The 23,015-nt window shown below is 62.6% G+C and carries 25 protein-coding genes and 1 pseudogene; 17 read left to right on the forward strand and 9 right to left on the reverse strand.

Annotation, left to right across the window (positions count from 1 at the left end; translation table 11 throughout):
• Positions 1–30: 30 nt before the first annotated feature.
• Positions 31–918, reverse strand: coding sequence for an AraC family transcriptional regulator (locus tag ACP7BX_RS15430; RefSeq protein ID WP_314528485.1), 888 nt, complete (start codon positions 916–918; stop codon positions 31–33).
• A 138-nt stretch (positions 919–1,056) separates the two neighbouring features.
• On the opposite strand from ACP7BX_RS15430, the gene ACP7BX_RS15435 reads away from it, so the two are divergent.
• From ACP7BX_RS15435 to ACP7BX_RS15450, 4 genes are read left to right on the forward strand one after another with little or no spacing between them, the layout of a single operon-like run.
• Entirely contained in the window at positions 1,057–1,800 is a 744-nt protein-coding gene (locus tag ACP7BX_RS15435) for an SDR family NAD(P)-dependent oxidoreductase (protein WP_426160745.1), read from the forward strand.
• A 16-nt stretch (positions 1,801–1,816) separates the two neighbouring features.
• Positions 1,817–2,218 carry a VOC family protein gene (locus ACP7BX_RS15440; protein ID WP_426160746.1) on the forward strand — a complete coding sequence of 134 codons (402 nt, stop codon included), beginning with the start codon at positions 1,817–1,819 and terminating at the stop codon, positions 2,216–2,218.
• The gene (locus ACP7BX_RS15445; protein WP_426160747.1) at positions 2,215–3,174 is read left to right on the forward strand and encodes a saccharopine dehydrogenase family protein; all 960 of its coding nucleotides are present in this window, start codon (positions 2,215–2,217) and stop codon (positions 3,172–3,174) included. Before ACP7BX_RS15440 ends, ACP7BX_RS15445 begins: the two co-directional genes overlap by 4 nt.
• An 18-nt stretch (positions 3,175–3,192) precedes the next feature.
• Entirely contained in the window at positions 3,193–3,657 is a 465-nt protein-coding gene (locus ACP7BX_RS15450; protein WP_426160748.1) for a nuclear transport factor 2 family protein, read from the forward strand.
• Here ACP7BX_RS15450 and ACP7BX_RS15455 read toward each other — a convergent pair.
• Positions 3,654–4,520, reverse strand: a complete 867-nt coding sequence (locus ACP7BX_RS15455) for an AraC family transcriptional regulator (RefSeq protein ID WP_314528249.1) — start codon at positions 4,518–4,520, stop codon at positions 3,654–3,656. The two genes, ACP7BX_RS15450 and ACP7BX_RS15455, sit on opposite strands and share 4 nt — an antisense overlap.
• Positions 4,521–4,667: 147 nt before the next feature.
• On the opposite strand from ACP7BX_RS15455, the gene ACP7BX_RS15460 reads away from it, so the two are divergent.
• Positions 4,668–5,417, forward strand: a complete 750-nt coding sequence (locus ACP7BX_RS15460) for an SDR family NAD(P)-dependent oxidoreductase (protein WP_426160749.1) — start codon at positions 4,668–4,670, stop codon at positions 5,415–5,417.
• Here the strand turns inward: ACP7BX_RS15460 and ACP7BX_RS15465 are convergent, their stop codons facing one another.
• On the reverse strand, positions 5,418–5,846 hold the full coding sequence (locus ACP7BX_RS15465) for a hypothetical protein (protein ID WP_426160750.1): 429 nt from the start codon (positions 5,844–5,846) through the stop codon (positions 5,418–5,420). It lies immediately after the preceding gene.
• Between the two features lie 163 nt (positions 5,847–6,009).
• On the opposite strand from ACP7BX_RS15465, the gene ACP7BX_RS15470 reads away from it, so the two are divergent.
• Positions 6,010–7,011 (forward strand): ABC transporter substrate-binding protein, encoded by a 1,002-nt coding sequence (locus ACP7BX_RS15470; RefSeq protein ID WP_426160751.1) that lies wholly within the window; start codon positions 6,010–6,012, stop codon positions 7,009–7,011.
• Here the strand turns inward: ACP7BX_RS15470 and ACP7BX_RS15475 are convergent.
• Positions 7,008–7,904: a LysR substrate-binding domain-containing protein gene (locus ACP7BX_RS15475; RefSeq protein ID WP_314528231.1), complete on the reverse strand. Its 897-nt coding sequence runs from the start codon at positions 7,902–7,904 to the stop codon at positions 7,008–7,010. The two genes, ACP7BX_RS15470 and ACP7BX_RS15475, sit on opposite strands and share 4 nt — an antisense overlap.
• 172 nt (positions 7,905–8,076) lie before the next feature.
• Between ACP7BX_RS15475 and ACP7BX_RS15480 the strand changes: the two genes are divergently transcribed.
• The 7 genes from ACP7BX_RS15480 to ACP7BX_RS15510 all read left to right on the forward strand — a co-directional run bounded on the left by ACP7BX_RS15480 (position 8,077) and on the right by ACP7BX_RS15510 (position 14,556).
• Positions 8,077–9,024, forward strand: a complete 948-nt coding sequence (locus ACP7BX_RS15480) for a branched-chain amino acid ABC transporter permease (protein ID WP_426160752.1) — start codon at positions 8,077–8,079, stop codon at positions 9,022–9,024.
• Entirely contained in the window at positions 9,021–10,106 is a 1,086-nt protein-coding gene (locus ACP7BX_RS15485; protein ID WP_426160753.1) for an ABC transporter permease subunit, read from the forward strand. The genes ACP7BX_RS15480 and ACP7BX_RS15485 overlap by 4 nt, the downstream gene beginning before the upstream one ends.
• Positions 10,103–10,876, forward strand: coding sequence for an ABC transporter ATP-binding protein (locus ACP7BX_RS15490; RefSeq protein ID WP_426160754.1), 774 nt, complete (start codon positions 10,103–10,105; stop codon positions 10,874–10,876). The genes ACP7BX_RS15485 and ACP7BX_RS15490 overlap by 4 nt, the downstream gene beginning before the upstream one ends.
• Positions 10,869–11,585, forward strand: coding sequence for an ABC transporter ATP-binding protein (locus ACP7BX_RS15495; RefSeq protein WP_426160755.1), 717 nt, complete (start codon positions 10,869–10,871; stop codon positions 11,583–11,585). The genes ACP7BX_RS15490 and ACP7BX_RS15495 overlap by 8 nt, the downstream gene beginning before the upstream one ends.
• Positions 11,586–11,648: 63 nt before the next feature.
• Positions 11,649–12,788 (forward strand): branched-chain amino acid ABC transporter substrate-binding protein, encoded by a 1,140-nt coding sequence (locus ACP7BX_RS15500; protein WP_426160756.1) that lies wholly within the window; start codon positions 11,649–11,651, stop codon positions 12,786–12,788.
• A gap of 57 nt (positions 12,789–12,845) precedes the next feature.
• On the forward strand, positions 12,846–13,328 hold the full coding sequence (locus ACP7BX_RS15505; RefSeq protein WP_016977290.1) for an L-2-amino-thiazoline-4-carboxylic acid hydrolase: 483 nt from the start codon (positions 12,846–12,848) through the stop codon (positions 13,326–13,328).
• Positions 13,321–14,556 carry a Zn-dependent hydrolase gene (locus tag ACP7BX_RS15510; RefSeq protein ID WP_426160757.1) on the forward strand — a complete coding sequence of 412 codons (1,236 nt, stop codon included), beginning with the start codon at positions 13,321–13,323 and terminating at the stop codon, positions 14,554–14,556. Before ACP7BX_RS15505 ends, ACP7BX_RS15510 begins: the two co-directional genes overlap by 8 nt.
• Here ACP7BX_RS15510 and ACP7BX_RS15515 read toward each other — a convergent pair.
• Positions 14,553–15,341, reverse strand: a complete 789-nt coding sequence (locus ACP7BX_RS15515; protein ID WP_068934330.1) for an AraC family transcriptional regulator — start codon at positions 15,339–15,341, stop codon at positions 14,553–14,555. The two genes, ACP7BX_RS15510 and ACP7BX_RS15515, sit on opposite strands and share 4 nt — an antisense overlap.
• Positions 15,342–15,428: 87 nt before the next feature.
• On the opposite strand from ACP7BX_RS15515, the gene ACP7BX_RS15520 reads away from it, so the two are divergent.
• The 4 genes and pseudogenes from ACP7BX_RS15520 (at position 15,429) to ACP7BX_RS15535 (ending at position 18,930) form a co-directional block, all read left to right on the forward strand.
• Positions 15,429–16,427 carry a bile acid:sodium symporter family protein gene (locus tag ACP7BX_RS15520; protein WP_038846999.1) on the forward strand — a complete coding sequence of 333 codons (999 nt, stop codon included), beginning with the start codon at positions 15,429–15,431 and terminating at the stop codon, positions 16,425–16,427.
• Between the two features lie 86 nt (positions 16,428–16,513).
• Positions 16,514–16,873, forward strand: a complete 360-nt coding sequence (locus ACP7BX_RS15525; protein ID WP_426160759.1) for a type 1 fimbrial protein — start codon at positions 16,514–16,516, stop codon at positions 16,871–16,873.
• Between the two features lie 123 nt (positions 16,874–16,996).
• On the forward strand, positions 16,997–18,181 hold the full coding sequence (locus tag ACP7BX_RS15530; protein ID WP_033896745.1) for a sugar transporter: 1,185 nt from the start codon (positions 16,997–16,999) through the stop codon (positions 18,179–18,181).
• 102 nt (positions 18,182–18,283) lie between these two features.
• Positions 18,284–18,930: pseudogene (locus tag ACP7BX_RS15535) on the forward strand (aquaporin).
• Between the two features lie 72 nt (positions 18,931–19,002).
• Here the strand turns inward: ACP7BX_RS15535 and ACP7BX_RS15540 are convergent.
• The 4 genes from ACP7BX_RS15540 to ACP7BX_RS15555 all read right to left on the reverse strand — a co-directional run bounded on the left by ACP7BX_RS15540 (position 19,003) and on the right by ACP7BX_RS15555 (position 22,992).
• Positions 19,003–20,202, reverse strand: a complete 1,200-nt coding sequence (locus ACP7BX_RS15540) for an NAD(P)/FAD-dependent oxidoreductase (protein ID WP_426160760.1) — start codon at positions 20,200–20,202, stop codon at positions 19,003–19,005.
• A 133-nt stretch (positions 20,203–20,335) separates the two neighbouring features.
• Entirely contained in the window at positions 20,336–20,704 is a 369-nt protein-coding gene (locus ACP7BX_RS15545; protein ID WP_038846986.1) for a response regulator transcription factor, read from the reverse strand.
• 81 nt (positions 20,705–20,785) lie between these two features.
• Positions 20,786–21,457: a response regulator transcription factor gene (locus ACP7BX_RS15550; RefSeq protein WP_177111814.1), complete on the reverse strand. Its 672-nt coding sequence runs from the start codon at positions 21,455–21,457 to the stop codon at positions 20,786–20,788.
• Positions 21,454–22,992 carry a sensor histidine kinase gene (locus tag ACP7BX_RS15555; protein WP_426160761.1) on the reverse strand — a complete coding sequence of 513 codons (1,539 nt, stop codon included), beginning with the start codon at positions 22,990–22,992 and terminating at the stop codon, positions 21,454–21,456. The genes ACP7BX_RS15550 and ACP7BX_RS15555 overlap by 4 nt, the downstream gene beginning before the upstream one ends.
• Positions 22,993–23,015: the final 23 nt, after the last annotated feature.

Genomic DNA, 23,015 nt, shown 5'->3' on the forward strand with positions numbered 1-23,015 from the left:
TAAATTGTAGTGAGCGGGCAAGCCCGCTCACTACAATCCTCGGCTGTTGGCCAAGATACGCGCCGTATCCCTCGCCGGCGGCAACCCGAACACCCGCGCATAGTCCCGGCTGAACTGGGTCGCGCTTTCATACCCCACCTCAAACGCCGCACTGGTCACGCTGCTGGCACTGGCCACCATCAACGTGCGCGCCTGCAACAGCCGCACGCGTTTCTGGTACTGCAACGGGCTCAGGTTGGTCACGGCCTTGAAGTGCCGGTGAAATGCCGAAACACTCATTGCAGCCTTCTGCGCCAACGCCTCCACACGAATCGGCTCGGCATAGTCGCGCCGGATCCACTGGATCGCTCGGCTGACCCGCGCCATGGCCGTATCCGGCGCGGCAATCTCGCGCAACATCCAGCCGTGGGGGCCTTGCAGCACGTGGTAGAGGATTTCCCGTTCATACGCGGGCGCCAAGGCGGCAATCGCCACTGGGTCGCCCATCAGGCGCAGCATGCGCACCCAGGCATCCATCAAGGCGGGCGTGACGGCCGCCACAGAGAAACCGGCTTCCTGTTCGCAACGCCCGTTGGGGGCCGGCAGGTCGTTGAGCAGGGTGGTCAGCACGGTCGGATCAAGCGTCAGGCTCACCGCCAGGTAGGGTTCGCCCGTGATCGCCGGGTTCACCACGCCGACTGCGGGCAACTCGATGGACATCACAAAATACGTCGCCGGGTCGTAATGCAGCGTGCGGTCGCCCACGGTCATGCACTTACTGCCCTGCAGGATCAGGTTGATCATCGGGTCATACACCGCCGCGAGCATATGCTCGGGAATCGCCCCCTGGACCATCGCCACGCGCGGGATGCCGGTCTCGGTGCGGCGGTTTTCGGCCTTGGCAGCCAAGGCGCGCAGTTCGATCAATTGAGTATTCATGGCGACCATGCTGTGCCTTCCATTGAGCCTTGCGCAAGCAAAAAGCAGAAACAGGCAGGATTGGAGTAGGAACGGCTGCGTCGAAAAGTAGGGCGATGACTACTGTGGTCACTCAACTTTTCAGCAGTGGAGCAGGCCATGGGCGTTATCGTGATTACCGGAGGCAGCCGTGGGATCGGTGCCAGCACCGCCGAGCTGTGTGCACGTCAGGGACATGGCGTGATCCTGACGTACAACCGCAACCCGGATGCGGCACAGGCGGTGGTCCAGCGCATCGAGGCCAGCGGCGGTAAAGCCGTGGCGCTGGAATTGGATGTTGCGGCTGTCAGCACATTCCCTGCATTCCGTGAGGCGGTGACGTTTGCCCTGCAGGCCACATGGGACGCAAGCACCTTGAGTGGGCTGGTGAACAACGCCGGCTATGGTTTGTTCAACCCCCTTGAGTCGGTGACCGAGGCGCAGTTCGACGGCTTGTTCAATGTGCACCTCAAGGGGCCGTTTTTCCTGACCCAAACCCTGCTGCCTCTGCTGGAAGAACACGCCAGCATCGTCAACCTTACCAGCGCCACCACTCGCGTCGCGACGGCGGGCGTTGCGCCTTACGCCGCATTCAAGGGCGGCCTGGATGTGCTCACGCGCTACATGGCCAAAGAGTTCGGTGAGCGACGTATCCGTGCCAACGCCGTGTCCCCTGGTGCCATACGCACCGAACTGGGCGGCGGCTTGAACGATGAATTCGAAGCCCTGCTTGCCGGGCAAACCGCCCTCGGCCGTGTAGGCGAACCGGAAGACGTGGCACGGGTTATTGGCCTGTTGCTGTCGGAAGAAGGCCGCTGGATCAATGCCCAGACCGTCGAAGTTGCGGGCGGCTACATCATCTGAATCAGGAGGCTCCACCATGCTCGACCATCTGTTTATCTCGGTGAGCGATATCCAACGCTCGATCCGCTTCTACGAAGCCACCCTGACACCCCTCGGCATCACCGCGCGGCATGACTACGACGGCAAGGACGGCCCGCCCGGCCATCCAGACCTGAAGGGCTTTGGCGCCAATGGCCGGATGTTCTTCTGGCTGCGCGAAGGCGTGGTGGAAGGGCGAGCGGTGCATGTGGGCTTTGTCGCCAATAACCGCGCCGAGGTGGAAAACGCCTACGCCGCCGCCCTGGCCAACGGCGCCACCGACAACGGCGCACCGGGCGCACGCCTGCACTACGACCCCAACTACTACGCGGCCAATGTCCTCGACCCGGACGGCTACAGCCTCGAATTCGTCTACAAGAACTGGCAGCACACCCCATGAAAACCCTGATGATCTACGGCGCCACCGGCTACACCGGACGCATGGCGGCGCACCACGCGAAAACACTCGGACTCAACCTGGTGCTGGCCGGCCGCAACGCCGAGCGCCTGGCGTCCCTGGCGGTTGAGTTGGACGCGCCGTACCGCGTATTCACGGCAGATACCGCCCAGTTGGAAGGCATCGACGTGCTGCTCAATTTCGCCGGGCCGTTCGCCCAGACCGCCGCAGCGCTGATGCGCGCTTGTATCGTCAATGGCACTGACTACCTGGACATCACCGCCGAAATCAACGTGTACCGCCTTGCCGAGCAACTCGGCGCCGAAGCGGACGTGATGTTGCTGCCCGGCGTGGGCTGGGACGTGGTGCCCACCGACTGCCTGGCCATGCACGTCGCCCGCCGTGTGCAGCAGCCGCAGTCGATAAAAATCGCTCTGCAGGTGCCCGGCGCGATGTCCCGTGGTTCGGCCATGAGTGTCAGCGAGATCATCGGAGCAGGCGTGATGGCGCGCATCGAGGGTGAACTGGTCGCCACACCGGATGCCCAGCCTCAGCACCTGGACTTTGGCGACGGACCGGCACTGTGCGCGCCGTTATCGTTTGGCGACCTGGTGACCGCCTGGCATTCCAGCGCCATCCCGACGATCGCCATGTTCGTGCACATCACCGGCGAAGCCTTCCCTGAGGGCGACCTGTCGCTGCTGCCCGACGGCCCCACCCAAGCCCAGCGTGACGCCCACCGCGCGCGCGCCGTGGCCGAAGTCACCGGCCTCGACGGTTCGGTCGCGCGCTCGGTCATCGAGACCGTCAACGGTTACAGCTACACCCCACTGGCCGCCGTGGAAGCGGCACGCCGGGTGCTCGGCGGCGAACGCCGGGCCGGTTTCGAAACCCCGGCCAAACTGTTCGGCGTGGGCTTTGCCCAGACGATTGCCGGCACCCAGATCATCGATTATTAACGCCACAGGAATCGCCCCATGACGTCTACTGAGTTTCAAACCACCGTCGACACGTTCGCGGTGATCGACACCCTGCATCGCTTCGCAGCGGGCATCGACCAGAACGATCCGACCCTGCTGGCTTCGGCCTTCACTCAACACGCCGTGTCGGACTTTCGTCCGGCTGCCGCCAAGGCCGGCTTTGAATACCCTGTGCTGGAAGGCCGCGACACTATCGTCGCCGCGCTGTCGGGGGCGCTCAGCCAGCTCGACACCACGCACTCCGTGAGCAACGCGCGGGTGACGCTGGACGGCGACAGCGCCCGCCTGGACGCGCTGGTGGAGGCGCAACATGTGCCGCAAAGCGATCCGTCGCGGCACTACTTGATGAAGAACCGTTATGACGTTGAGTTGGTCAGGGAGACCAGCGTCTGGCTGATCCAGCGGGTGACGGTGGATAACGTCTGGCGCTCCGGTGACGTCGGGGTGTTGGCCGGCTTTTAACCCTGCACCTTGAAGCGGGCCGCGTCCTTTACCGGCGGTAAACCAAACAGTCGCGCATATTCGCGGCTGAACTGCGAGGCGCTTTCGTAACCCACGGTGAAGGCGATGGACGCCGCATCCAGGGTGTCGAACAGCAGCAACCAACGCGCCCGCAACAGGCGCAAGCGTTTCTGGTATTGAATTGGCGTCATCGCGGTGATGGCTTTGAAGTGCCGGTAGAACGCCGCCACGCTCATGTCGGTCATGGCCGCCAGTGGCTCTACGCGAAAAGGTTCGGTGTAGTGCTGGCGGATCCACTCGGTGGCGCGGCGGATCTGCGCCAGGCGACCATCGGGGCGCGCCATGTCCACCAGGGTTTCGCGCAGCGGACCCTGCAGGACCCGAAACAGGATTTCCCGCTCGATCAGGGGCGCCAGTACGGCCGCCTCGTTGGGTCGATCCATCAACCGCAGCATGCGCAGCCATGCATCCAGCATTTCCTCCGACGCCTGCACCGCCGCGAACCGTTGCGTGCGCGGGCGTTCGGCGGGTTGACGCTCGTCTGCCAGCACGGCAGCAATCATCGAGGGTTCCAGGGTCAGGCTGAGCGCCAGGTAGGGCCGTGTGGGGGCCGAAGGGTGGACCTGGCCGGTAGCCGGCACCTCCACCGGCACCACGAAATAGCTGGCCGGCCCGTAGGTCGCGACCTGATCGCCGATGGAGAGGGTCTTCGAACCTTGCAGCACCAGGTGCAGCATCGGCTGATACACCTGATCCGCGCACGCTTCGGCGCGCACCATCGCCACGCGAGGCAAGCCGGTGTCGGTCCATTTGTTGTCGGCGCGCATCACAAGGCGGCGCAGTTCGTCCAGGTCGTTGTTCATGCAACGACCTTGAGCCACGTCGACGGGCAAAGCAAGCCGGCTGAGAAGAATAGGCAAGCATGGGAGAAGAACCGGCAACCGGCATTCCTACGGCGGGCCGAATACTGGTGGCAAGCGACATCACTCAATCTTGGGAAGACCAGAATCATGAAGCTCGACGGAAAAATTGCAGTGGTCACCGGTGCCTCGAAAGGCATCGGCGCAGGGATCGCAAAAGGCTTGGCGGCAGCCGGCGCGACCGTGGTGGTCAATTACGCCACCAGTCAAACCGACGCCGACGCAGTGGTTGCGCATATCCAGCAGCACGGCGGCAAAGCGATCAGTGTGCAGGCGGACATGAGTGTAGGCGCCGACGTTACGCGGCTGTTCGCAACGGTCGGTGAGCAATTCGGCAGGCTGGATATCCTGGTCAACAACGCTGGCGTCGCGGTGTTCCAGATGATTGAAGACCTGACCGAAGAGGCCTTTCACAAACAGTTCAACCTCAACGTGCTGGGCTATCTGCTGGCGGCGCGCGAAGCGGTGAAGTTGCTGGGGCAGGGCGGCAGCATCATCAACATCAGCTCGATCCTCAGCACCGACCCCTACCTGGCCTCCAGTGTGTACTCGGCCACCAAGGGCGCGGTGGACACGCTGACCTTCGCCCTGGCGCGTGAGCTGGGGCCGAAGGGTATTCGGGTCAACTCGATCCTGCCGGGCCATACCAACACGCCGGCCACCGAAGGTAATTTTGCCGGCGAATTTGGCCAGTCGCTGATCGCCGGTACGCCCCTTGGGCGCTTTGGTGAGCCGGAAGATATCGCGCCGCTGGCTGTGTTCCTGGCCTCCGATGAGGCTCATTGGGTGACCGGCGAATCGATCCGGGCTTCTGGTGGTGTGCGGGGTGTGGGTTACTGATCATGCCGCCTGCGGCTGAACCTGCAACACCCCCTCTACCTCCTTGACCAACCCACTGGCCAAAAACAGCGGTGCCAGGCGTTTGTGCAGTTGCGGTTCGACAAACTCCTTCACCGTGTCCAGTGCAAGCACACCGCTCAATGGCAGCTCGGCCTTGGTGTACGACAACCAGGCTTTCTTCAGCGCTTGCAACACATCGCTGCCCGCCGTGGTGGCGAAGCGACGGTGGGTGGGTTTGCCGTCGAAGGTAAAAGTGTGCTGGAACTCATAGCCGGTTTCATCACCTTGGCTGGCCGTGCAGCGGATGCAACTGCATGGGCCGTCGCCGAAGGCGCTGCGCAGGTAGGCGTTGAAGTCCACCACGGGTTTGAGTGACAGGCGCTTATCCACCTCGAACAGGTCCCCGGTCATTTTTTCGTCAGTGTTCAACGTCCATTTCCTCGCAGGTTCGGCAGTTTTTCAAAGCGCGGCACAATACCAGCCGAGGGCCTGTTTGTGGGGTATTTGCATAACAATAGATCCCGATATTCTTTTCCAGTCTTAAAAATCGCCGCTAGGCTCCATCATCTTCTTAAAAAACCGGCAGATTCCTATGACGTTCAAGCGTTCTTCCCTGACCTTGCTGGCTGCTGCAACCGCCTTGATCAGTATCGGTGCCCAGGCCGAAGGCAAGATCAGCATCGCCCAGCAGTTCGGGATCGGCTACCTGATCCTCGATGTGGTGCGCGACCAGCACCTGATCGAAAAGCACGGCAAGGAACAGGGCCTGGACATCCAGGTGGAGTGGAACAGCATTTCCGGCGCCACGGCGTTGAACGAGTCGCTGCTGGCGGGCGCGTTGGACGTGGTCTCGGCCGGGGTGCCGCCTATGCTCACCCTGTGGGACCGCACCCAGGGCAAGCAGAACGTCAAGGCCATCGCTTCCCTTGGCTCGATGCCCAACTACCTGCTGACCAACAACCCCAATGTGAAGACTCTCAAGGACTTCACCGAAAAAGACCGCATCGCCGTGCCCGCCGCCGGCGTGGGTTTCCAGTCGCGCACCCTGCAGATCGAGACTGCCAAGCAATTCGGCGACGCCAACTACAAGAAGTTCGACGACATCTCCATCAGCCTGGCCCACCCCGACGCGACTGCCGCGCTGATTGCCGGTGGTTCGGAGATCAATTCGCACTTCTCCAGCCCGCCGTTCCAGTACCAGGAACTGTTGGATCCCAACGTGCACAAGGTGCTCAGTTCCTACGACATCCTGGGCGGGCAGGCGACGTTCAACGTGCTCTACACCACGCAGAAATTCCACGACGAAAACCCCAAGACCTACAAAGCGTTCTATGACGCGCTGGCCGAGGCCGAGAAAATTATCAAGGCCGACAAACCGGCGGCGGCCAAGGCCTATATTCGCGTAGAACAGTCGAAGTTGCCGTTGGACCTGGTGGAGAAAATCGTCCAGGACCCGGAAATCGATTTCACCATCGTGCCGCAGCGCACTTACATCTACGCCGAAAAATTGCAGGAACTCGGTGTGCTGAAAAACAAGGCCGCCAGCTGGAAGGACTACTTCTTCGAAGAAGCCCATGGCGGCAATGGCAGCTAGCCGGCAATCAAGCTGCGCTTGATCCAGTCATACAAGTCATTCCCCTCGCTCGACAATTCACTGTTGGCCCGCCGGCACAGGTAGTACTGGCGGCCATCATTGACCTCCCGTTCAAACAACTTCACCAACTCGCCACTGGCTACCAGGGGTGCCACCAACGGCTCGCGCAGCAAGGCGCAGCCGAGGCCGGTGAGCGTGGCGGTGAGCGCCAGTTGGCCGTCTTCCAACAACAGCCCATTCAGCGCCGTGGCGTCCACGTTGGCTGCTTCGAACCATTGGCCCCAGGTGCCGCGTTCTTCGTCGTGCAGCAGTGGCAGCTGGCTCAACGCCTCGGGCGAGTCGATGGGGCCGTGTTGCGCCAGGAAATCGCGGCTGCAATAGGGCGTCACCGCGCCGGAGATCAGCGGCTCACTGTGATAACCCGGCCAATGCCCGGTGCCGAAGCGGATCGACAGGTCGGCCGCATCGCTGGGGTAACTGCGGTGGTTGGCGTAGGTCACGTTGATGTCCAGCGCCGGGTGGTCCTTCAGAAAGTCCGCCAGGCGAGGGATGAACAGGTTGATGCCAAACAGCGGGATCAGGCTGATAGTCACCTGGCGTGTAGCGCTTTTTTCGCGCACATGCTCGGTGGCGCTGCGCAATACGGCGAAGGCCGAACGAATCGCGCGGTAGTACTCGCGGCCTTCATCGGTGAGTACCAGATTGCGGCCCTGGCGCAAGGTCAGTGGCTGTTGCAGGAAATCTTCGAGCAAGTGCAGTTGATGGCTGATGGCCGAGGCGGACACGTCCAGCTCGCGCGCGGCGGCATTCACGCCGCCATGGCGCGCGAACGCTTCGAAGGTGCGTACGGCACGCAGGGGAGGGTCGTTGGCTAATTGTTCTGATTTATTCATGTGTTGAATTAAATACTAACTTTTAGTTTGAATAAAGAGCCATAAGTGCCGTATTTGTGGCATAAAAGGCCTGTTATTCGTTTGATATATGCATATGACTTTCTGATATTTGATAAAAACAGAATAGATGCTTAGTGTGCCGCCCTTGCACGCACTGAGGTCTCTGGTCCTGATGGATGGGTTTATCCAACAACTGCTCAATGGTTTGATGACGGGCAGTCTCTACGCGCTGGTGGCCCTGGGTTACACCATGGTCTATGGCATTTTGCGCATCATCAACTTTGCCCACGGCGACGTGTTGATGATCGGCGCGTTGGTGGGGTTGTCGATGATTCGCCTGTTGCAGGCGACCTTTCCAGAACTGCTGCCGGTGCTGGTGTTGCTGTGTGCCACCGTCGTAGCCATGGCGTTTTGCGCAGTACTCGCGGTGGTGATCGAGCGCGTTGCCTATCGCCGCCTGCGCCATGCGCCGCGCCTGGCGCCGTTGATCAGCGGGATCGGCGTGTCGCTGTTGCTGCAAACCATTGCCATGCTGGTCTGGACCCGCAACCCACAGATGTTCCCGCAACTGCTGCCACTGGCGCCGATTAAAGTGTTGGCCGGTGCCTCGGCGCACCCGGCGATTACCAACGTCACGGCGTTGACCACCATTGCCATCGCCTTGTCGGTGATGGTCGCGCTGCTGGTGTTGGTGGAGCGCACACGCTTCGGCCGCGCCATGCGTGCCGTGGCGGAAAACCCCCAGGTCGCCAGCCTGATGGGCATCAGCCCCAATCGGATTATCGTGATCACCTTCGCCATCGGCGGCGCCCTGGCGGCACTCGCCGGGATCATGATGGCCAGCAACTACGGCAGCGCGCATTTCTACATGGGCTTTTTGCCTGGCATCAAAGCCTTCACTGCCGCGGTGCTGGGCGGTATCGGCAACCTCAAGGGCGCCATGCTCGGCGGATTGCTGCTGGGGTTGATCGAAGCCCTGGGTACCGGTTACCTGGGCGCGGCCACGAATGGCGTGTTCGGCAGCAATTACCAGGATGTGTTCGCCTTTATCGTGTTGATCGCGGTGCTGGTGTTCCGTCCTTCCGGGCTGTTGGGCGAACGATTGGCGACCCGCGCATGATCCAGTCTCTCTCGCCTAATAAACGCGCCAGCCTTGGCTTGCTGCTGTTCGCCGTGGCCCTGGTATTGGCGCCTTGGATCGTCGGGCATGCGGGCGGCAACACCTGGGTGCGTACCCTGGACTTTGCCCTGCTGTACATCATGCTCGCCCTCGGCCTGAACATCGTGGTTGGCTACGCCGGGCTGCTGGACATGGGCTTCATCGCGTTTTACGCGGTGGGCGCCTACCTGGCCGCGTTGCTGTCGTCACCGCATTTGCTGCAACAGTTCCCGGCATTGGCCGCGCTGTTGCCGGCAGGGATGCACACCTCGATCTGGCTGATTTTGCCGTTGGGCGCGCTGCTGGCTGCCGGTTGCGGTGTGGTGCTCGGCGCGCCGACCCTGCGCCTGCGCGGCGATTACCTGGCCATCGTGACCCTGGGGTTTGGCGAAATCATCCGCATCCTGCTGCGCAACCTCGATCGCCCGGTGAATATCACCAACGGGCCCAAAGGCATTGCCCAGGTCGATCCGATCAACCTGCTGGGCGTGAACCTCGGTCGCACCCAGGAGCTGTTCGGGCTGCGCCTGCCGTCGGTCTACCTCTATTACTACCTGTTTGCTGCGCTGGTGGTGCTGATTCTGTTTGCCTGCATCCGCCTGGAGCGCTCGCGCATCGGCCGCGCCTGGGTGGCGATCCGTGAAGACGAAGAAGCGGCGCAGGCCATGGGCGTGAATACCGTGCGTCTGAAGCTGTTGGCGTTTGCCATCGGTGCGGCGTTCGGCGGGGTGAGCGGGGCGCTGTTCGCTTCGTTCCAGGGTTTTGTTTCGCCGGAGTCCTTCACCCTCAACGAGTCCATCGCCGTGTTGGCCATGGTGGTGCTGGGTGGCATGGGCCATATCCCCGGCGTGATCCTCGGCTGCGTGTTGCTGGCGGCCTTGCCCGAAGCCTTGCGCGCGAGCATGGGCCCACTGCAACAGGCGCTGTTCGGCCAGGTGCTGGTGGACCCGGAAATCATCCGCCAGTTGTTCTACGGCCTGGCGCTGATCCTGGCGATGCTCTACCGACCGGCCGGGCTGTGGCCCAAAGGAGTGGCACGATGAACGCACCTCTGTTGCAGATAGACCAGGTCAACAAGCACTTCGGCGGCGTCGCGGCACTGACCGATGTGAGCCTGAGCATCCAGCCCGGTGAGATCTACGGGTTGATCGGCCCGAACGGCGCGGGCAAGACCACGTTCTTCAATGTGATGACCGGCCTGTACACCCCGGATTCCGGGCGCTTCCAGCTCGATGGCCGTGACTACCAGCCCACCAGTGTGCATCAGGTGGCCGAGGCCGGTATTGCCCGTACGTTCCAGAATATCCGCCTGTTCAATGCCATGAGCGCCCTGGAAAACGTGATGGTCGGGCGCCATGTGCGCACCCGCAATGGCCTGTGGGCGGCGTTGAGTCGTCACCGCCGCGCGCAGGAAGAAGAGGCGCAAACCCGTGCCCATGCCCATCGTTTATTGGCGTATGTAGGCCTGGCCGGCTTTGCCCACTACCGCGCCGACAGCCTCAGCTACGGCCATCAACGCCGCCTGGAAATCGCCCGCGCCCTGGCCACCGAGCCACGCTTGCTGGCCCTGGATGAACCGGCGGCGGGCATGAACGCCAGCGAGAAAGTGCAACTGCGCGGCCTGCTGGAAAAGATCCGCGACGACGGCCACACGCTGTTGCTGATCGAACATGATGTCAAGCTGGTGATGGGCGTATGCGACCGCATCAGCGTGCTCGACTATGGCCAGGTTATCGCCGTCGGCCCACCCGCCGAAGTGCGTCAGCATCCGGCGGTGATCCAGGCCTATCTGGGAGCCAGTGTGCATGTCTGAAGCCTTGTTGAACGTCGCGGGCTTGCAGGTGCGCTACGGCGCCATCGAAGCCGTCAAATCTCTGGACCTGCATATCGCTGAAGGCGAGCGCGTCACGCTGATCGGCGCCAATGGCGCGGGCAAGTCCTCCAGCCTCAAGGCCTTGACCGGCTTGCTGCCGGCGGCCAAGGGGTCGATCCATTTTGCCGGGCAATCGATTCTCGGCCAGGCCCCGGAACACCTGCTGCGCCAGGGCATCGCCATGGTCCCCGAGGGTCGCGGGATTTTCGCGCGCATGAGCGTGCTGGAAAACCTGCTGGCTGGTGCCTTTTTGCGCCGCGATAACGCGCACGTGCAGCGCGAAATGCGCCAGTTGTTCGAACACTTCCCGCGCCTGGAAGAGCGTCTGCACCAGCCCGCCGGGCTGCTGTCCGGTGGTGAGCAACAGATGCTCGCCCTGGCCCGTGCGCTGTTGTCACGCCCGCGCTTGTTGATCCTGGACGAACCGTCCATGGGCCTGGCGCCGATCATGGTCGAGAAGATTTTCCAGGTGATCGACGACGTCTGTCGCCAGGGCATGACCCTGTTGCTGGTGGAACAGAACGCACGGCTGGCGCTGCAAGTCACCGACCGTGCCTACGTGATGGACACCGGGCGCATCACCTTGACCGGCCCTTCCCAGGATTTGCTTGAACACCCCGAGGTGCGCAGTGCTTACCTCGGTGAATAACACCATGACGCTACCGGACGCCCGGCGTGTTCCGACCCGCCCGACACTTAGCAGGAATAACCCATGAACACCTTGAAGAAAACCGCATTGATCGGCCTGGCCCTGAGCAGCCTGGCCAGCGCCGTGGCCCAGGCCGACCAGACTGTGTTGATCGGCCTCGCCGGCCCGCTCACTGGCCCGTCGGCCCGCATCGGCAAGGACCTGGAAAACGGCGCGCAACTGGCCATCGACCAGGCCAACGCCAAGCACCCGAAGATCAACGGTGAAGCCGTGACCTTCAAGCTGGTGTCCGAAGACGACCAGTCCGACCCACGCACTGCCGTCACCGTGGCCCAGCGCCTGGTGGATGAAGGCGTGGTGGGCGTGGTCGGCCACTGGAACACCGGCACCAGCATCCCGGCGGCGCGGGTTTACCATGACGCGGGCATCGCCCAGGTGGCGCCGGTGGCTACCGGTCACGCTTACACCCAGCAAGGGTTCGACACCAGTTTCCGCATCATGGGCCATGACGACGATGGTGGTCAGGTCGCCGGCGACTACGCCCTGAAAACCCTCAAGGCCCAGCGTATCGCCGTGATCGACGACCGCACCGCCTTTGGCCAGGGCCTGGCGGACCAGTTCGTCAAATCCATCCAAGCCGGTGGCGCCAAGGTGGTGTCCCGCGAATACGTGGACGACAAGACCATCGACTTCAGCGCCGTGCTGACCAATATCCGCAGCCAGAACCCGGACCTGATCTTCTTCGGCGGCGTCGACGCCCAGGCCGCGCCGTTGGCCCGTCGCCTCAAGCAACTGGGGATCAAGGCGCCGCTGATGGGCGCCGGTGGTTTCGTCAGCCAGACCTTCCTGCAATTGGCGCAGAACGAAGGCGAAGGCGTGATCGCCCTGGAGCCGGGCCTGGCGATTGCGCAGATGCCGGGCGGCAAGGCATTCGAGCAGGCTTACAAGGAACGCTACAAAACCAACATCGAGCTGCACGCGCCGTTCGCCTACGACGGTGTAGGCGTGCTGGTGGCGGCTATCGAGAAAGCAGATTCGGTGGACCCACAGAAATACCTGCCGGTGCTGCGCGCCATCAGCTATGAGGGCGTGACCGGCACCATCGCCTTTGACGGCGAAGGCAACTTGAAGAAGCCGACGTTCACCGTTTACCAGGTCAAGGCCAATCAATGGCAGCCTGTGAGCGTGGCGGGCGGTCAATAATCGTATTGTCGGGTGCCTGTCGGGCACCCGATTCTGTGGAGCTGATGGAGGCACACAATGAGCAAACTGGAAGGTGAACTGGGCATCCTCGCCCGGCGGCGCATCGAGGCCGAAATCATCAAGCCGATCTACGAGATCCTCAAGCGCGAACAGGGCAAGGACTTTGCCGCTGCCGTGATCGGTGAAGCCGTGGGCAATGCCGCGATCCAGGCCGGCAAGCATTTTGCGTCGCTGGAAGAGCAGGGCGCCGACCTCAAGAGTTTCGTCGAGCTGCAAGTGCTGTGGGAAAAGGACGACGCGCTGAAGGTCGAGATCATCGCCAGTGACGCCGAGCACTACGACTACGACGTCAAGCGCTGCCGCTACGCCGAGATGTACCACGAGATGGGCCTGGGCGAGATCGGCCACCTGCTGTCGTGCAACCGTGACGAGCTGTTTATCGTCGGCTACAACCCGGACATCCAGTTGACCCGCACCCAGACCATCATGGGCGGCGATCACCGTTGTGACTTCCGCTATCGGGCCAAACCCCATGAGTAAGCTGGCGCGTGTGAACGGCGAACGCCTGTGGGCTTCGCTGATGGAAATGGCGCAGATCGGCGCCACCGAAAAAGGCGGCGTATCACGCCTGGCGCTGACCGACGAAGACCGCCGTGGCCGCGACCTGTTCGTGCAGTGGTGCGAGGCGGCCGGTTGTAGCATCCGCGTGGACGCCATGGGCAATATCTTCGCCCGTCGCGCAGGGCGCTTCGATGATTTGGCCCCGGTGATGACCGGTTCCCACGGCGACTCCCAGCCCTTTGGCGGCAAGTACGACGGCATCTACGGTGTGCTTGCGGGCGTGGAAGTGCTGCGCACTCTGAATGACCTGGGTATCGAGACCGACCGGCCCATCGAAGTGGTCAACTGGACCAACGAAGAAGGCTCACGCTTTGCGCCGGCGATGATTTCGTCGGGCGTCTACGCGGGCGTGTTTGACCTGGAATACGGGCTGTCCCGTGAAGACAAAGCCGGCGTGACCATTGGCCAGGCGCTGCAGCAAATCGGCTACGCTGGCACCGAATCGGTGGGTGGCCAAGCGATCCACGCCGCGTTCGAACTGCATATCGAACAAGGCCCGATCCTTGAAGCGCAGGGCATTACCATCGGCGTGGTCACCGGCGCCCAGGGCCAGCGCTGGTATGAATTGGAACTGAGCGGCCGCAGCGCCCACGCCGGCACCACGCCCATGGACCATCGCCTGGATGCCTTGCTCGGTTTTGCCCGGGTGGTCGAGGCCGTCAACGGGTTGGGCCTGGAGCAGGGCGCCGAAGGGCGGGCCACGGTGGGCATGGCGAATATCTTCCCCAACTCACGCAACGTGGTGCCGGGGCGGGTGTTTTTCAGTGTGGAATTCCGTCACCCGGACGAAGCGGTCTTGGCGCGCCAGGATCAGCAGTTGCGCAATGCCGTGGCGCAGATTGCCGACGGCATTGGCTTGCAGCACAGCGTGAAGCAGATCTTCCAGTACGCGCCGATTGCCTTTGACGCAGGCTGTGTCGAGGTCGTGCGGGCGTCGGCGCAGGCGTTGGGCTATAGCCATCGGCCGATGATTTCCGGCGCCGGGCATGATGCCTGCTACCTGAACCAGGTGGCGCCGACGGCGATGATCTTTGTGCCCTGTGTGGATGGGTTGAGCCATAACGAGGCGGAAGACATTTCCCAGGAATGGTCGACGGCGGGCGCGGATGTGTTGCTCCAGGCGATGCTGGCGAAGGCCTCAGCCTAGCGAAAGAACTCACCCGGCGTCGCCTCGAACTGCTGGCGAAACGCATTGATAAACGCCGAGGTGGATTCATACCCACACCCCAGTGCCACATCCGTTACCCGCTCGCCCTGCTCCAGGGCGGGCAGGGCGGTGAGCAATCGCAAACGCTGGCGCCACGCCCGAAAGGTCAGCCCGGTGTCGCTCAGGAACAAGCGGCTGAGGGTCTTCTCGCTCACCCCCAGCTTCTGGCTCCACTGGCCCAAGGTGGTCTGCTGCTCCGGGTGTGAGTTCAAGCTGCGGTAGATCTGGCGTAAACGCGGGTCCAGCGGCAGCGGCAGCATCAAGTCGACTTGCGGCGCCGCCGCCAGTTGGTCCAGCACCACTTGGGCCAAACGTCCATCCGGCCCATCCTCGGCATATTCCACCGGCAATTCACTGAAACTGCGGATCAACTCCCGCAGCAAACTACTCACCTCCAGCACATGACAGCGCTCATCCGCCCAGGTGGTGACGCTGCAATCCAGGTACAGGCTGCGCATCTCCGTGTGGGGCGAACTGAACACGCGGTGCGGCATACCGGCCGGAATCCACACCGCGCGCTGAGGCGGCGCGACGAAGCGACCAACGCTGGTCTGGATCTCCAGCACCCCGGAAATCGCGTAGGACAATTGCACCCACGGGTGGCTGTGGCGACGGGTCAACGCACGATTGGGCAAGGATTCGGTGCGTCCGTACACCGGCCGTGGCAGGCTGGAAAGCCCAGGCACACTGCGGCGGACGGTCTTGTCATGTCCTTTAGGCGGCATTTACTGGCTCATTGGCGTTAGTCGGTAACAAGCCGTTACGTTAGAGTCGCGACGACGCTCTTGGCAACCCCCCGGAAGATCCTGCTTATGACTCGCCCCCGTTTTCTGCCCGACAACTTCACCCTGACGCTGATCGCCACGGTGATCCTCGCTTCCCTGCTGCCCGCCAGCGGCCAGACCGCCGTGGCCTTCGGCTGGGTCACCAACCTTGCGATTGCGCTGCTGTTCTTCCTGCACGGCGCCAAGCTGTCGCGCCAGGCGATTGTTGCCGGTGCCGGGCACTGGCGCCTGCATTTATTGGTGTTCAGCCTGACCTTCGTGCTGTTCCCGCTGCTGGGCCTGGCGCTCAAACCGGTGCTGTCGCCGTTGATCGGTAAAGACCTGTACATGGGCATGCTCTACCTCTGCGCCCTGCCGGCCACGGTGCAATCGGCGATTGCGTTTACGTCGCTGGCGCGGGGCAATATCCCGGCGGCGATTTGCAGTGCGGCGGCGTCCAGCCTGTTTGGGATCTTCCTCACGCCGTTGCTGGTGACCCTGTTGCTCAACGTGCACGGCGAGGGTGGTTCGACCGTCGACGCGATCTTGAAAATCAGCGTGCAATTGCTGCTGCCATTCATCGCCGGGCAAATCGCCCGTCGTTGGATCGGTGAGTGGGTCGGCCGCAATAAATCCTGGCTGAAGTTCGTTGATCAGGGCTCGATTCTGCTGGTGGTCTATGGCGCGTTCAGCGAAGCGGTCAACGAAGGCATCTGGCACCAGATCCCGTTGTGGGAGCTGGGTGGGTTGGTGGTGGCGTGCTGCGTGTTGCTCGCCTTGGTGCTGGTGGCCTCGACCGTGTTGGGCAAGGCTTTTGGCTTCAATCAGGAAGACCGCATCACCATCCTGTTCTGTGGTTCGAAGAAGAGCCTGGCAACCGGCGTGCCGATGGCCCAGGTATTGTTTGCCGGGGCAACCATGGGCGTGCTGATTTTGCCGCTGATGCTGTTCCACCAGATCCAGCTGATGGTCTGCGCGGCGTTGGCCCAGCGTTATGCCAAGCGGCCGGAAAGCATTCCAGAAATGATGGGGCAGGTGGATCCTTGATCTACGTCACAGCCTTTGCCGAATAAGCTCAAGTAAACGCCGGGCCAGACGACTACCTTCTTAACTACCCAAGAAGGAGCGTCGACATGAACGTTAAACGTTTGTCACTGGTTACCGGCGTTCTTGCGGTATGGGCGGGGGCTTGCCTGGCGGCGCCCTCAGGCGTCATTCAATTTCACGGCAGTATTGTCGAGCCCAGTTGTCATGCGGCTGCGCCAGGCGGGTCGACGCTGGAATTCAAGGGCTGCCCCCAGGCCCTGCGTGGCAGCCAGTTGGCGGTGCAACCTGTGCGCACGGTGAAGGCGCTGGGCACTGCGCAGGTTAACGTCAAGTTGGTCGCCGACAGCCGTGATGGGCGCTATTACGACCAACGGTATGTGCTGGTGGACGCCCTCGGCAAGCCCATTCAATCGGGGGCCTACGTGGTCACCCTGAGCGCGCCGTGATGGGGTTGAGGTTGTTTTGAGCCGGATCGGCGTCAACAGCCGCGCCAGAAACCTATAGAATGCTCGGCGGCGGCGCTTGTCCTGGGTGGCCGTCTGATCATCGTCCGAGTACCGCGCCCTTCAATGAGCATTTCAGCCGCAACGCCCCAAGCCAACTGGCAACCGGTCATCGCCCTCGCGTTGGCCGCGTTTGTGTTCAATACCACCGAATTCGTGCCCGTCGGACTGCTCAGCGCCATCGGTGCCAGCTTCGACATGCCCGTGTCCAGCGTCGGCCTGATGCTCACCATCTACGCCTGGATCGTGTCCCTGACCTCGCTGCCGGTGATGCTGCTGACCCGCAACGTCGAACGGCGCAAGCTGCTGATCGTGCTGTTTTGCATGTTTATCGTCAGCCACATTCTCTCCAGTGTCGCCAACAGCTTCGGCCTTTTGATGATCAGCCGCATTGGCATTGCCTTGTCCCACGCCTTGTTCTGGTCGATCACCGCGTCCCTTGCAGTGCGCCTGGCGCCGGAAGGCAAGCAGGTGCAAGCCCTCGGTCTACTGGCTACCGGTACTTCTTTGGCAATGGTATTGGGGATTCCACTGGGCCGCCTGCTGGGTGAAGCCATGGGCTGGCGCACCACGTTCCTGGTGATCGGCGCATTCGCCGCCGCCCTGGTGTTCTGGCTGGCGCGCACCTTGCCGCTGCTGCCGAGCCAGAATTCCGGCTCCTTGCGCAGCCTGCCGCTGCTGTTCAAGCGCCCGGCGCTGGTGGCGTTGTACGTGCTCACCGCCATGACCGTGACCGCGCAGTTCACTGCCTACAGCTACATCGAACCCTTCGTCGAAGGCGTCGCCGGCATGAGCGGCAGCGCGGTCACCCTGATCCTGCTGGTGTTCGGCGGCGCGGGCATCATCGGCTCGCTGCTGTTCAGCCTGGTGCACCGATTCAACCCGCATCTGTTTGTGGTCGGCGCGGTATTCATCCTCGCCGCGTGCCTGGCACTGCTACTGCCGTTGAGTGGTGCAGAATCCTACCTGGTGGTGTTGAGCGTGTTCTGGGGCATGGCGATCATGGGTTTTGGCCTGGCGATGCAATCCAAGGTACTGGTGCTGGCCCCGGATGCAACCGACGTGGCCATGGCGATGTTTTCCGGCATCTACAACATCGGCATCGGCGGTGGCGCCCTGATGGGCAGTTGGGTCGGCAGCCAGTTTGGCTTTGCCTGGATCGGCGCGGCGGGCGGGTTGCTGGCGGCGCTGGCGTTGATTGGGTATTGCCTGGCGATCCGCCGATTTGGGCAAGGTGTCGTAACCCGGTAAAACAGGACAAGTCTTACACAGCAATTTGATACCCATTGCTACCGTCCCCCACGACCGCCCACGGTCTGTGGAGACGGCACTTGAACAGCAATGGAGTCGATTGTGCAAAAGCGTTTGACCGCCGAGTTTATCGGTACTTTCTGGCTGACGTTTGGCGGCTGTGGCAGCGCCATCCTGGCGGCGGCTTTCCCGGCACTGGGCATTGGGTTTGTCGGCGTTTCACTGGCGTTCGGGCTCACGGTGCTGACCATGGCCTATGGGCGGGGCGTCGTGTGGTCGGCGGTGATGTGTTGCCGTATATCGCGGCGCAAGTTGCCGGTGCGATGGGCGCGGCGGCCGCCTTGTACCTGATTGCCAATGGGCAGCCGGATTTTACAGTGGGTGGTTTTGCCGCCAACGGTTATGGTCCATTGAGCCCTGGCCACTTCGACATGAAGGCCGCGCTGCTCGCAGAGTTCATCGCCACGTTTTTCTTCTTGTTCATCATCATGCGTGTGACCGCACCGGGCGCGGTCCCTGGCTTTGCGCCGATTGCGATTGGCTTGGCGCTGGCGCTTATTCACCTGGTGTTGATCCCGGTGACCAATACTTCGGTGAACCCTGCACGCAGCACCGGGCCGGCGTTGTTTGCCGGGGGCGAGTACCTGGCGCAGCTTTGGCTGTTCTGGCTGGCGCCGATGGTGGGCGGGGTGATGGGGGCCTTGGCGGCGCGTTCGTTGGGTGGGGACGATAAAAAAACGCCCGCCTAAACATCATCGGCGGGCGCTCGGGAGTGACCGGGTCAGCAAGGAGTGAGCTGGCCGGTTTAGGGAGTACGGGGATCAGGCCACCGGAATCAACGGGTCCGCCGCCGCCAGCGCCACGGTGCGATCAGCGGCCGGTGGGTAGATCCACACGGTGTTGATCTGGTGCTTGAGGTCCTTGGCTTCCTGGCCGACCAGTTTCAGCTGACGATCCCAACCTTCGGTGAACACCGCGCCCCAGGCACCAAGGTCGAGGCAGGTCACGTACTTGGGCTGACTGTAGGTCATCGGCACGACGCCGATCAGGTCGGCGGCCACATTGTTGCCGGCATAACGGCCCAGGGCGATGGCGTGCTGGCAGGACATGCCGGCGAAGTTGCCCAAGTCATCGGTGGCGGCGTAGGCCACGTCGCCAGCGGCGAACACGTCAGCCTGGCCCTTGACCTTGAGGTTGCCGTCCACATGCAGGCGGCCCTGGGGATCGCGGGTGCCGCTGACCTGTTCGGTGAGCGGGTTGGCGCGAAAGCCGATGGTCCAGATCACGGTTCTGGATTCGATCCGCTGCCCATTCGCCAGGGTCACGCCGCCGGCATCCACCGAGGCGACCGAGGTATTGAGCACCCAATCCAGGCCCAATTCCGTGCTCGCTTCGATGATCGATGGTCGGATGCCGTCGCCCATGGACGCGGCGATCTGAGGGCCACGGTCAACCACCACGACGCGAATGTCAGCCTTGTCACCCAGTGCTTCACGCAGGCGCGCCGGCATTTCGGTGGCGGTCTCGATACCGGTAAAACCACCCCCGGCGACCACCACCGTATTGCGCGCCGCGCTGTCAGGCAGGTTCTTCAAGGCCTTGATATGCGCTTCGAGGCGCGTGGCGTCTTCGATCTGGTCCACATCGAAGACATGCTCGATGCCTGGCATCTGCGGGCGATTCAGACGGCTGCCAGCGGCCAGCACCAGGCGGTCGTACTGGAGGGTGGTGGAGGTGCCGGCCGCGTTGCGGTAGGTCACTTGCTTGCCGTTCTCGTCGATGCTGTCCGCCGCGCCTTCAATGAACTTCACGTTCACCGCGTCGAACAACGGGCCCAGCGGTGCCATCATGGTGTGCACATCGGGCTCGTAGAAACGTGGGCGGATGCGCAGTTCCGGTTGCGGGGCGAGCAGGCTGATCTGCACGTCGTTGCGGTCATGTTTGTCCAGCAGGCGGGCCGCGCTCAACGCGCTCCAGACACCACCGAACCCTGCGCCAATAATAAGAATGTGCTGCTTCATGGTTTGCTCCTGGAGAGGCGTTGTTGCGTGAGTGGGACTGTGTGGAGCCAGACTATCCATGTGGCCTGCCTTGAACACTTCTACCTAGGGTCAGTGCAGGCATGCGTAGGTGTGAGGCGGCTATACCAAGGTATTAGCGGCCCAGCACATCGGCGAGGCAGGCCATCAGTTGGGCGCAGGAAAACGGCTTGGGAAAGAACGCAATCGGCGGCGGCAACGCCGGGTCGATACTGGGCGGTGGGCCGGGGTAGCCGGTGATGAAAATCACCGGCAGTGAGACGCCATCGGCGTGCAGGGTTTCGTAAAGCTGGATACCGGTGAGGCCAGGCATCTGGATGTCGCTGATCAGGCAGGCGGTGGTGCGGGGGGCATCCGAGCCGAGGAAGGCTTCGGCATTCGCATAGAGCCGGACGCTGTAGCCGTTGGAGCGCAGCAGCCCATCCAGTGCCAGGCGAACGGACTCATCATCATCGACGATGGCAATTATCTTCGTGTCGGACATTTCGTTACCTGGAGGCTATCGGGCTGCACATGGAAGCAACCCGCCATCACCCCACGATACGCCGTCCACACCGGCAACATACTATACGTGCGTATACCCAGCCTGTTGCTTGACCGGGATGCCGAGGGCCTGGGCCATGCGCACCAAATCGGCGAAAGAGCGTGCGAGCATCTTGCGCATCGCCTGGCCGCGATGGATCTTCACGGTGATTTCACTCAGGCCGATCTCGCCGGCAATCTGCTTGTTCATCAGCCCGGAAACTGCCAACGCCATGACCGTTTGCTCGCGGGGGGTGAGGGTGGCGTAGCGGCTGCGCAGTTCATCATCGCCGCGCTCGGCTTCACGCCGCGCCTTGTCCTTGGCGTGGGCGGCGCACACCGCGTCGATCAGGTCCTGCTCGCGGAACGGTTTGGCCAGGAAGTCCACGGCACCGGCTTTCATCGCGCGCACGGTCATGGCGATGTCGCCGTGGCCGGTCATGAACACGATGGGCAGATTGATCCGCGCCGCCACCAATTCATTCTGAAAATCCAGGCCGCTGGTGCCTTGCAGGCGTACGTCGAGCACCAGGCAACTGGGCAGGTCGGGGCGTGGGAAATGCATGAACTCGGCGGCCGAAGCAAACAGCTGGACCTGCAGGCCCACCGAGCGCAACAGGCTGCCGAGGGATTCGCGCAGCGGGCGATCATCATCGACGATATACACCCAGGGTTCCTGGCTGATCACGCGGTTCATCGGGTGAAGGTCGTTCATGGGGCCTCCTTGGCCAACAGTGGCAGTGAGCAGGTGAATGCGGTGCCCTCGCCGGGCGTGCTGGCGACCCAGAGGCGGCCGCCGTGGAAGTCGATGATCGAACGGCAGATCGACAGGCCCATGCCCAGGCCGTCGGGCTTGGTGGTGAAGAAGGGTTGGAACAAGGTCGGCAGGTCCTTGGCGTCAATGCCGATGCCCTGGTCGGCCACTTCGAGCAGAACATTGTCGCCGTCTACCCAGGTGCGCACCCGCAGCAGGCGCTGGCGCGGGGCGACGGTTTCCATGGCGTGGCAGGCATTGATGATCAAGTTGATCAGCACCTGTTGCAGCTGCACGCGGTCGGCGTTGATCTGTGCGTCGAGCACGCCCAGTTCCACGCGGCTGCGCACTTTATGGCGCGACAGTTCGTGCTGCACCAGGCCCAGGGTTTCATTGACGATGGCGTCCAGCGACTCGGGTTTGCGCAGTGGGTCGCACTTGCGTGAAAGCGCGCGAATGCGGCTGATCACCTCACTGGCGCGGCAGGCGCTGGAGACGATGCGGTCCAGGGACTGGCGGGCTTCGTTCAGGTCGGGTTCGGCGCGGTCAAGCCAGCGCCGACAGGCTTCGCCACTGCTGGTGATGGCGGTCAGCGGCTGGTTCACCTCATGGGCAATCGAGGCGGCCAATTCGCCCAGGGAAGTGATGCGGGTGACGTGAGCCAGTTGGCTCTGCGCATGGAACAACGCCTCTTCGGCGAGCTTGTCGGCAGTGACATCCTTCACCGCGCCCAGGTATTCGAAATGCCCACGGCTCTCGACAGGGCTGGCGATCATATGCAGGTGCTTGACGCGCCCATCCGGCATCAGCAGGCGGTGCTTGACCTCGATCAAAGGTTCACGGTTCAGGGCCTTGGCGAAGACCTCACGGGCCAGGTGACGGTCGTCGGGATGGGTGCGCTCCAGCACCATCGCTGCCGTGGGCGTCTGCTGGTGTGGGTATTCGAAGATCCGCGCCAATTCCTCGGACCACGACATGGCATCGCTGTCGCCACGAAAGCTCACGCTGCCGGTCTGGCTCAGGCGCTGGGCGCCCACCAGGTAAGCCTCGTTGTGCCGCAGGCTGTCCGCCGCGTACTTGCTGCGCAGGGCAAGAAAAGTGATGGCTGACAGCGCCGTGAGGCAGCGGAAGAACCCGGTGATCGATTCCCAACGTTCATAGTTGCCGTTGTAGAGAAACAGCGCAGTGAGCAGCGCGATGGAAAACAGCGCGACGCCAATCACCACATTGATTGAAAAGAGGTTGGCCGCCATCAACAGCAGCGTGATGTACAGCAGCGTCGGCGCCCAGTCGGTATGGGTTTCGGAGTTGATCACGAAAATGCCGCAGGCCACGACCAGCCCGACCACCCAGCCCAGGGCGTTGATCGCCGGCGTCGGGCTGATGCCGAACGCGGCGCGTGCGTGGGTCTGGCTTGGGGTGAACACCAGCCGGTCCCAAAGGCCAGCCCACCCTGACTGTTCGCGGCGAGCGCTCGCGGGAACGGTGATTTTCATGGCGTTCAGGCACTCCATTGGTG

It is taken from the genome of Pseudomonas sp. DWP3-1-3b3, from assembly GCF_049896305.1.
GTDB lineage: Bacteria > Pseudomonadota > Gammaproteobacteria > Pseudomonadales > Pseudomonadaceae > Aquipseudomonas > Aquipseudomonas azotoformans_A.